Consider the following 9,724-nt stretch of genomic DNA (forward strand, 5'->3'; position numbering starts at 1 on the left):
AACGCCGGCGGGGCTATGGACAGCCCCGCCGGCGTTTGAGGCGCGGGGGTCTGGGGGCGGAGCCCCCAGGAGGGGTCCGGGCGCAGCCCGGGGAACGGGCGAAGGGCGGGGCGGGGAGCAGCCCGCGCAGCGGCACACAACGGCCCCGCCCGGCCAGGGCCTACCCACCCGTAACAACCTCTGGCAAGCTGCGCCCCATGACTTCGGACCGGACCCGGTACGACCGGGCGACCGCGCATCTGGACGCGCCCCTGGCCATCGTGGACCTGGCCGCCTTCGACGCCAACGCCGACGACCTCGTGCGCCGGGCCGGCGGCAAGCCGGTGCGGGTCGCCAGCAAGTCCGTGCGGTGCCGGGCTCTCCTCGAACGGGTGCTGGCCCGGCCCGGGTTCGCCGGGGTGATGTCGTACACGCTCTCCGAGTCGCTGTGGCTCGCGCGGTCCGGGTTCGAGGACGTGCTGCTCGCCTATCCGTCGGCCGACCGGGCCGGCTTCGCCGAGCTGGCCGGTGACGCGAAGCTGGCGTCGGCCGTGACGGTGATGGTGGACGATCCGGCGCAGCTGGAGCTGATCGACCGGGCGCGGGACGGCGGTGCCGAGGAGATCCGGGTCTGCCTGGAACTGGACACCGCCCTGCGGTTGTTCGGGGGCCGGGTGCGGGTCGGGGCGCGGCGGTCGCCGCTGCGGGAGCCTGGGCAGCTGGCGGACCTGGCGCGGGCGGTGGCGTCGCGTCCGGGGTTCCGGGTGGTCGGCCTGATGGGCTACGAGGGGCACGTCGCCGGGGTCGGGGACGCGCTGGCGGGGCGGCCGGTGCGGTCGCGGATGATCCGGCTGATGCAGAGCACGGCCCGCAAGGAGCTGGCCGTCCGGCGGGCGGAGGCGGTGCGCGCGGTCCGGGCGGTGGTGCCGGACCTGGAGTTCGTCAACGGCGGCGGTACGGGCAGCGTGGCGGAGACGGCCGCCGAGGAGGCGGTGACGGAGATCGCCGCCGGGTCGGGGCTGTACGTGCCCCGGCTGTTCGACAACTACACGACGTTCCGGGGGCGTCCGGCCGCACTGTTCGCGCAGCCGGTGGTGCGGCGGCCGGGGGTGGGCGTGGTGACGGTGCTCGGCGGCGGCTATCCGGCTTCCGGCGCGGCGGGTGCCGACCGGCTGCCGGTGCCGTACCTGCCGGCGGGGCTGCGCTACGACCCGCAGGAGGGTGCGGGCGAGGTGCAGACGCCGCTGCTGGGGAGCCCGGCCGACGACCTGCTGATCGGCGACCGGGTGTGGTTCCGGCACGCGAAGGCCGGGGAGCTGTGCGAGCGGTTCGACACCCTGCACCTGGTGGAGGGGGACCGGGTCGTGGAGTCGGTCCCGACCTACCGGGGTGAGGGGCGGACCTTCCTCTAGTAGACCGTGTCCGTCTGGTCGGGGACGACGCTGCCGTCGCCCCGGCGGACGGGGCCCTGCGTGCCGTCGTGGTCGAGGTAGCCGGTGGTGGAGCAGGGGTAGGGGCCGGTCTTCTGCTTCTTCGGCTCGATGAACATCGGGTTCACGATCCACTTGCCGTCGCCGTTGTCGTAGGCGCGGCACATCAGTTCGTTCTTGTTGCGGTTGAGGACCAAGCGCAGGGCGGTGGCGTCGCGCAGGAAGGTGATGTCGGTGTCGGAGTCGCCGGCGGCGAAGACCTGGCGGCGGGCGGCGGGCTGGACCTCCTCGGCGGCCCGGCCGCGGACGCCGAAGACCTCCTGGTTGATCCAGCAGCGCTTGCCGTCGATGTAGGTGATCATCGTGTCGGCGCCGTCGGGGACGGATCCGCAGCCCTGGAGGTGGGCGGTGAGCCTGCCGTCGCGGGTGGTGGTGTTGCGGATGCCGATGACGTGGGCGGCGTCGATGCCGACGCCCCGGGCCCAGACCTCGACGACGGGCTGGGGGGAGGCGGAGCTGATCCAGACGTCGAAGCCGGCCCGCCGGAGCTTGTCGACGAGGTCGCGCTGCTGGTCGTAGTAGCGGACCCAGCCGGTGGCGGTGCCGGTGCCGACCTGCTGCTTGGTGCCGATGGGCGCGGCGAGGTTCTCGGTGCGGGCGGCGGCCGCGAAGCCGCGTATCTCGCGGGCGGTCCAGCCCTGCGTCAGCTGGGCCAGCCAGGCGTAGCCGGGTTCGGTGGTGCGGCGGTCCCAGCCGGCGAAGGCGGCGGTGCCGGTGCGGGTGGCGGCGGTGCCGTAGACGGCGTTGATCTCGTCGGCGCAGGCGGCGCCGGCGGGGGTGCCGGTGGGCAGGGGGGTGCCGGGGCGGGCGAGGGGGCCGCAGGCGGCGGTGAGGGCCTGGGCGGCGGCCGGGGTGAGGTGGCGGCTGGTGGCCTTCCAGTCGGCGGGCTGGCGGATCTTCCCGTTGCGCAGGAGCCAGAACATGGTGGCGTCGCCGACGTCGTTCTTGACGACGGTGTTGTCCCAGTCGAAGACGGCGACGGGTTTGGCGCGGCCGGGGCGGTGGGGGTTGCAGCGGCCGTACTGGTCGATGAGCTGTTGGAGGCGGGCCTGGTTGTCGCCGTGCCAGCCTGCGGCGAGCTTCGGGGTGGTGCAGGCGTGGTCGGCTGCCCGGGCGGGGCCGGCGGAGGTGAGGCCGCCGGCGGCTATGAGGGCGGCGGCGCCGGCGGCCTGGAAGCGGCGTCTGGTGCTGGAGCGGGTCACGGGCACTCCTCGTGGGGATCGTGGCGGGCCGGTGGAGCACGGCAGCCGGGCGTCGTGCGACGCCCGGCTGCCGGGTGGGGGGTGCTGGGGATCCGGGGATCCGGGGATCTTCGGGGTTTACAGGGGGGTGACGTACGCGCCGGAGATGCCGCCGTCGACCAGGAAGTCGGTGGCGTTGATGAAGGAGGAGTCGTCGCTGGCGAGGAAGGCGACGGCGGCGGCGATCTCGGTGGGTTCGGCGAACCGGCCGAGCGGGATGTGCACGAGGCGGCGGGCGGCGCGCTCGGGGTCCTTGGCGAACAGCTCCTGGAGGAGCGGGGTGTTCACGGGCCCGGGGCAGAGGGCGTTGACGCGGATGCCCTCGCGGGCGAACTGGACGCCGAGTTCGCGGGACATGGCGAGGACGCCGCCCTTGGAGGCGGTGTAGGAGATCTGGGAGGTGGCGGCGCCCATGATGGCGACGAAGGAGGCGGTGTTGATGATGGAGCCGCGGCCCTGGCGCTGCATGTAGGGGAGGGCGGCCTTGCAGCACAGGTAGACGGAGGTGAGGTTGACGTCCTGGACGCGGCGCCAGGCGTCGAGCTCGGTGGTGAGGATGGAGTCGTCGTCCGGGGGCGAGATGCCGGCGTTGTTGAAGGCGATGTCGACGGAGCCGTAGGTGTCGAAGGCCGTCTTGAAGAGGGCTTCGACCTGCTCCTTGTCGGTGACGTCGACCTGGACGAAGGTGCCGCCGACTTCTTCGGCGGCTGCCTTGCCGGCGGCGGGGTCGATGTCGGCGCAGACGACGTTGGCGCCTTCGGAGGCGAGGCGGCGGGCGGTGGCGAGGCCGATGCCGCTGCCGGCTCCGGTGATGACGGCGGTGCGGCCGACCAGGCGGCGGCAGACGATCTCTTCGGTCTTGTCGGTGCGGTCGGTCATGGTGTTCAGGCCTCCGTGCTGATGAAGACGTTCTTGGTCTCGGTGAAAGCGGTGAGGGCGTCGGGTCCGAGCTCGCGGCCGAGCCCGGACTGCTTGTATCCGCCGAAGGGGGTCCAGTAGCGGACGCTGCTGTGGGAGTTGACGGACAGGTTGCCGGCGCGGACGGCGCGGGAGACGCGCAGGGCGCGGCCGACGTCGCGGGTCCAGAGGGAGCCGGAGAGGCCGTACTCGGTCGCGTTGGCCAGGCGTACGGCGTCCTCCTCGTCCTCGAAGGGGAGGATGACGGCGACCGGTCCGAAGACCTCTTCCGCGGCGACGGGCGCGGTGGGGTCGACGTCCGTGACGAGGGTGGGCGGGTACCAGAAGCCGGGGCCCTCGGGGGCCTTGCCGCGGATGGCGGTCAGGTCGTCGGTGACGTAGGAGCGGACGCGGTCGAGCTGGGCTCGGGAGATGAGCGGGCCCATCTGGGTCTTCTCGTCGAGCGGGTCGCCGACGGTCACGGACTCGATGCCGGGGGCGACGAGTTCGAGGAAGCGGTCGTAGGCGGTGCGCTGTACGAGGATCCTCGTGCGTGCGCAGCAGTCCTGGCCGGTGTTGTCGAGGAAGGCCATGGGGGCTGCCGCGGCCGCGGCTTCGATGTCGGCGTCGGCGAAGACGATGTTGGGGCTCTTGCCGCCGAGTTCGAGGGTGAGGCGCTTCACCCGGTCGGCGCACTTGGCCATGATCTGCTTGCCGGTGCGGGTGGAGCCGGTGAAGACGATCTTGGCGACGCCGGGGTGTTCGACGAGCGCGTCGCCGGCGACCGCTCCGTGGCCGGGGAGCACCTGGAAGAGGTGCTCGGGGATCCCGGCTTCGAGGGCGAGTTCGGCGAGGCGCAGGGCGGTGAGGGGGGTGGTCTCGGCGGGCTTGAGGATGACGGCGTTGCCTGCGGCGAGGGCGGGTGCCAGGCCCCAGGCGGCGATCGGCATGGGGAAGTTCCAGGGGGCGATCACGCCGATGACGCCGAGGGGTTCGAGGAAGGTGACGTCGATGCCGCCGGCGACGGGGATCTGGCGGCCGGAAAGGCGTTCCACTCCCCCGGCGGCGAAGTCGAGGAGGTCGCGGACGTTGCCGGCTTCCCAGCGGGCGTTGCCGATGGTGTGGCCGGCCTCGCGGACCTCCAGCTGTGCCAGTTCCTCGATGTGGCCGTCGACGACGGCGGCGAAGCGGCGCAGGAGTCTGGCCCGGTCGCCGGGGGGTGCCGCCGCCCAGGCGCGCTGGGCCCTGGTGGCCCGGGCGACGGCGGTGTCGACGTCGTCCCGTGTGGCGGCCGGGACGACGGCGACGGTTTCCTCGGTGGCCGGATTCAGTACTTCCAGCGCATCGGACACGTGGGGGCCTCTCTGGTGTCGGTTCGGGGTTCCGGGGTTCCGGGGTTCCGGGCTGAGCGCTTACAGGCGTTCGAAGGAGCGGCGCAGCTCCCAGTCGGTGACCGCGGAGTCGTAGGCGTCGAGTTCGACGCGGGCCATGTTGCGGTAGTGGGCGACGACCTCGGGGCCGAAGGCGACCTTGGCGATCTCGCTGTTCTCCCAGAGTTCCGCGGCCTCGCGCAGGGTGGCGGGGACGTGGGCGTAGTCGGCGGTGTAGGCGTTGCCGGTGCAGGGCTCGGGGAGTTCGAGGCGGTTCTCGATGCCGTAGATGCCGGCCGCGACCAGGCCGGCGACGGCGAGGTAGGGGTTGACGTCGCCGCCGGGGAGGCGGTTCTCGAAGCGGGTGGAGCGGCCGTGGCCGACGACGCGCAGGGCGCAGGTGCGGTTGTCGAAGCCCCAGGCGACGGCGGTGGGGGCGAAGGATCCCGGGCGGAAACGCTTGTACGAGTTGATGTTCGGGGCGTAGAGAAGGGAGAAGTCGCGCAGTGCGGCCAGCTGGCCGGCCAGGAAGTGGCGCATCACGGTGGACATGCCGTGTTCCTGGTCGCCGTCGGTGCCGGCCATGGCGTTGCGTCCGTCGGAGTCGGTGAGCGAGAGGTGGATGTGACAGGAGTTGCCCTCGCGCTCGTCGTACTTGGCCATGAAGGTGAGCGAGACGCCCTCCTGGGCGGCGATCTCCTTGGCGCCGGTCTTGTAGACGGCGTGCTGGTCGCAGGTGGTGAGCGCCTCGTCGTAGCGGAAGGCGATCTCGTGCTGTCCGAGGTTGCACTCGCCCTTGGCGGACTCGACGACCAGGCCGGCGGCCTGCATCTCGTTGCGGATGCGGCGCAGGAGGGGCTCGACGCGGCCGGTGCCGAGGACGGAGTAGTCGATGTTGTACTGGTTGGCGGGGGTCAGGCCGCGGTAGTTGGCGTTCCAGGCCTGTTCGTAGGTGTCCTGGAAGACCATGAACTCCAGCTCGGTGCCGACCATGGCGGTGTAGCCGAGTTCGCCGAGGCGTCCCAGCTGGCGGCGCAGGATCTGGCGGGGCGCGGCGACGACCGGGGAGCGGTCGTTCCAGGCCAGGTCGGCCATGATGAAGGCGCTGCCGGGGTTCCAGGGGATGCGCCGCAGGGTGGCGGTGTCGGGGTGCATGGCGAAGTCGCCGTAGCCCCGGTCCCAGGAGGACATCTCGTAGCCGTCGACGGTGTTCATGTCGGTGTCGACGGCGAGGAGGTAGTTGCAGCCCTCGGTGCCGTGGGCGAGTACCTCGTCGAGGAAGAACTGTGCGGCGAACCGCTTGCCCTGAAGACGTCCCTGCATGTCGGGGAAGGCCAGGACGACTGTGTCGATCTCACCGCTCGCGACGAGGGCACGGAGCTCCTCGGGCGCGAGCGGCGGCATGCGGTCTACCACTGGAATCTCTCCTTCGGTGAGCCGAGGAGGCCTAAGGTATTGAATAGAACCATTGCTTGGGAAGGGGAGGAACCGAGATGACCGACACGGAGAGCGGCGGTGGCGCGATCGCGCGGCTGAATCCCGTGCTGCGGCAGGTGCGGGCGGGCAACGGTTTCGAGGAGGCCCTGGAGCAGATCCTCCAGGTGGTCCGGCTGGGCCTGGTGCCGGGCGGGGAACGACTGCCGCCCGAGCGGGAGTTGGCGGAGCGGATGGGCATCAGCCGGGTCACCCTGCGCGAGGTGCTCAAGGTGCTCCAGGACCAGGGCCTGGTGGAGGCCCGGCGCGGCCGGTACGGCGGAACGTTCGTGCTGGCCCGCCCCGACACCCCGGCGGGCGGTGCCGAGGAGGAGCTGCGGCGGCGCGTGGCCGGGGTGGACATCGAGGACGTGCTGCGCTTCCGCGAGGTGCTGGAGGTGGGGGCGGCCGGGCTGTGCGCCTCGCAGGGGCTGTCGGAGGAGCAGGCCGGGCGGCTGCTCGCGGCGCTGGCGGCGACCCACGACGCCCCGCTCTCCGAGTACCGCCGCCAGGACACCCTCTTCCACCTCACCCTGTGCGAACTCGCCGGCTCCGCCACGCTGACGGCCCAGTACGCGGCCGTCCGGGCGACCGTGAACGACCTGCTGGACTGCATCCCGCTGCTGGTGCGCAACCTGGAGCACTCGCAGCAGCAGCACACGGTCCTGGTGGAGGCGGTGCTGGAGCGGGACGCCGAGGCGGCCCGGGCGGTGATGCGCGAGCACTGCTGCGGGACGGCGGCCCTGCTGCGCGGGTTCCTGGCGTGAGGCGGGCGGGGCGGGGGCGGCTCCGGGGGCAGGCGGGGCGGGTGGCGGCGGTGGGGGCGGGGAGGTTTTCGTAACCCGTGTTTAACGCAGGGGTCTTGCGCGTTCCACGCCCTTGACGCAAAGGTACGCCTCACAACCATTGCCCTAGGCAGGAGCGCACATGGCCGACGACATCGCACCCGTGCCCGTATCCGCACCACCCGCCGTGAAGGGCGACGCCGACGCCGAGTACCTGGAGCGCCGGACCCTGCGCCGCGGCAGCGCCGGCTGGCTGCTGCTGACCGGGCTCGGCGTCGCGTACGTCGTCTCCGGCGACTTCTCCGGCTGGAACGTGGGCCTGGACAAGGGCGGTTTCGGCGGCCTGGCCATCGCCACCGTCCTGATGGGCGCCATGTACGCCTGCCTGGTCTTCTCCCTCGCCGAGCTGTCCACGATCCTGCCGACGGCCGGCGGCGGCTACGGCTTCGCCCGCCGCGCCCTCGGCCCCTGGGGCGGTTTCCTCACCGGCACCGCCATCCTCATCGAGTACATCCTGGCCCCGGCGGCGATCGTCATCTTCATCGGCGACTACGTCGAATCGCTGGGCCTGTTCGGGCTGACGTCCAGCTGGCCCGTCTACCTCGGCTGCTTCGTCATCTTCATCGGCGTGCACCTGTGGGGCGTGGGCGAGGCGCTGCGCTTCAGCCTCATCGTCACCGCCATCGCGGTGGCGGCCCTGCTGATCTTCGCGCTCGGCGCGCTCACCGAGTTCGACGCGGGCTCCCTCGACAACATCGCCGTGGACACCGACGCCTTCGGCTCCAGCTCCTGGCTGCCCTTCGGCGTCCTCGGCATCTGGGCCGCCTTCCCCTTCGGCATGTGGTTCTTCCTCGGCGTCGAGGGCGTGCCCCTGGCCGCCGAGGAGGCCAAGGACCCGGTGCGCTCCATGCCGAAGGCCCTCGCCATCTCGATGGGCATCCTCGCCCTGCTCGCCCTGATCACCTTCTTCGCCGCCACCGGCGCCCAGGGCGCGGACGCCGTGAAGACCGCCGGCAACCCGCTCGTCGTCGCCCTGGAGGGGGACGGCGGACCGACCGCGCTCAGCCGCTTCGTCAACTACGCCGGACTCGCCGGGCTGGTCGCCTCCTTCTTCTCCCTCATCTACGCCGGCTCCCGCCAGCTCTTCGCCCTCTCCCGGGCCGGCTACCTGCCGCGCTTCCTCTCCCTCACCTCCAAGCGCAAGGCCCCGTACCTCGGACTGGTGATTCCGGGCGCCATCGGATTCGCCCTCGCGGCGGCCACCGGCAACGGGGCGCGGATGCTGAACATCGCCGTCTTCGGGGCGACCATCTCGTACGCCCTGATGGCCCTGTCCCACATCGTGCTGCGCCGCCGCGAGCCCGGCCTGGACCGGCCGTACCGCACCCCCGGAGGGGTGCTGACCTCCTCGGTCGCCTTCGTGCTCGCCCTTTCGGCCCTCGTCGCCACCTTCCTGGTGGACAAGGACGCGGCACTCATCGCACTCGCCGTGTACGCCGTCGCCCTGGCCTACTTCGCGATCTACAGTCGGCACCACCTCGTGGCCTCGGCACCTGAGGAAGAGTTCGCCGCGCTTGCGGAAGCCGAGGCGGAGTTGACCCGCGACTGAGACCCTTGTCCCGCCCCTTGATACGGCACCATCCTGGAGGTAATACCGTGCCCAGGCCGCTCATCGGCATCACCACCTACGTGGAGGAATCCACCCGCTACAACGTGTGGGACCTCCCGACATCCCTCGTCCCCTCCGGCTACTACGAGCTGGTCCAGGCGGCGGGCGGCGCGGCCGTGCTGCTGCCGCCGGACGAACCGGAGCGGGCGGCGGAGGTGCTGAGCCGGCTCGACGGCCTCATCGTCTCGGGCGGCCCGGACGTGGACCCGGTCCGCTACGGGGCCGCGCGCGACCCGCGTACGGGTCCCCCCGCGACGGTCCGCGACGAGTGGGAACTCGCCCTGCTCGGCGCCGCCCTGGACGCCGACCTGCCCGTGCTCGGCATCTGCCGGGGCATGCAGGCGCTCAACGTCGCCCTGGGCGGCACCCTGGTCCAGCACATCGACGGCCACGTCCACACCCCGGGCGCCACCTCCTGGCACCCCGTCAACCCCGTGGCGGGCACCCGCTACGCGGAGCTGGTCCCGGAGAAGGCGGACGTCCCGACCTACCACCACCAGGCCGTGGACGTCGTGGGACGCGGCCTGATCGTCTCGGCGTACGCGGACGACGGCACGGTGGAGGCCATCGAGGACCCCGACCGCTCCCGCTGGGTGGTCGGCGTCCAGTGGCACCCGGAGCGGGACAAGGACACCCGGGTGATGGCCTCCTTCGTCGAGGCGGCCGGCGCCCGGCAGGCCGTGCCGGTCGGGGTTTCGGTCTCCTGACGCACCGCCGGCCGCGGGGGGGGGGGGGGGGGGGGGTGGGGGGGGGGGGGGGGGGGGGCACACCCCTACCGAAGGGGGCGGGGGTGGGTAGATGTGGGCGCGGCGCGTGGGAG

The 9,724-nt window shown here is 72.4% G+C and carries 8 protein-coding genes; 4 read left to right on the forward strand and 4 right to left on the reverse strand.

Going from position 1 to position 9,724, the window contains the following annotated elements; all coding sequences use genetic code 11:
• Positions 1-197 precede the first annotated feature (197 nt).
• Positions 198-1,391, forward strand: coding sequence for an amino acid deaminase/aldolase (locus AC07A6_RS40330; RefSeq protein WP_478780414.1), 1,194 nt, complete (start codon positions 198-200; stop codon positions 1,389-1,391).
• Here AC07A6_RS40330 and AC07A6_RS40335 read toward each other — a convergent pair.
• The 4 genes from AC07A6_RS40335 to AC07A6_RS40350 form a co-directional block, all read right to left on the reverse strand.
• Positions 1,388-2,677 (reverse strand): haloacid dehalogenase-like hydrolase, encoded by a 1,290-nt coding sequence (locus AC07A6_RS40335; RefSeq protein ID WP_478780415.1) that lies wholly within the window; start codon positions 2,675-2,677, stop codon positions 1,388-1,390. The genes AC07A6_RS40330 and AC07A6_RS40335 overlap by 4 nt on opposite strands.
• A 111-nt stretch (positions 2,678-2,788) precedes the next feature.
• Positions 2,789-3,589: a 3-oxoacyl-ACP reductase gene (locus AC07A6_RS40340; protein WP_362474050.1), complete on the reverse strand. Its 801-nt coding sequence runs from the start codon at positions 3,587-3,589 to the stop codon at positions 2,789-2,791.
• 5 nt (positions 3,590-3,594) lie between these two features.
• The gene (locus AC07A6_RS40345; RefSeq protein ID WP_478780416.1) at positions 3,595-4,959 is read right to left on the reverse strand and encodes an aldehyde dehydrogenase family protein; all 1,365 of its coding nucleotides are present in this window, start codon (positions 4,957-4,959) and stop codon (positions 3,595-3,597) included.
• A gap of 60 nt (positions 4,960-5,019) precedes the next feature.
• Positions 5,020-6,393: a glutamine synthetase family protein gene (locus tag AC07A6_RS40350; protein ID WP_478780417.1), complete on the reverse strand. Its 1,374-nt coding sequence runs from the start codon at positions 6,391-6,393 to the stop codon at positions 5,020-5,022.
• Positions 6,394-6,470: 77 nt separating this feature from the next.
• Between AC07A6_RS40350 and AC07A6_RS40355 the strand changes: the two genes are divergently transcribed.
• From AC07A6_RS40355 to AC07A6_RS40365, 3 genes are all read left to right on the forward strand, one after another.
• A complete protein-coding gene (locus AC07A6_RS40355) occupies positions 6,471-7,217 on the forward strand; it encodes a FadR/GntR family transcriptional regulator (RefSeq protein WP_386275482.1) in 747 nt (248 codons plus the stop codon).
• 160 nt (positions 7,218-7,377) lie between these two features.
• Positions 7,378-8,844: an ethanolamine permease gene (gene eat, locus AC07A6_RS40360; RefSeq protein WP_362474038.1), complete on the forward strand. Its 1,467-nt coding sequence runs from the start codon at positions 7,378-7,380 to the stop codon at positions 8,842-8,844.
• 47 nt (positions 8,845-8,891) lie between these two features.
• Positions 8,892-9,611 carry a gamma-glutamyl-gamma-aminobutyrate hydrolase family protein gene (locus tag AC07A6_RS40365; protein WP_478780418.1) on the forward strand — a complete coding sequence of 240 codons (720 nt, stop codon included), beginning with the start codon at positions 8,892-8,894 and terminating at the stop codon, positions 9,609-9,611.
• The last annotated feature ends 113 nt before the right edge of the window (positions 9,612-9,724 follow it).

Source organism: Streptomyces sp. NPDC044002, from assembly GCF_056434525.1.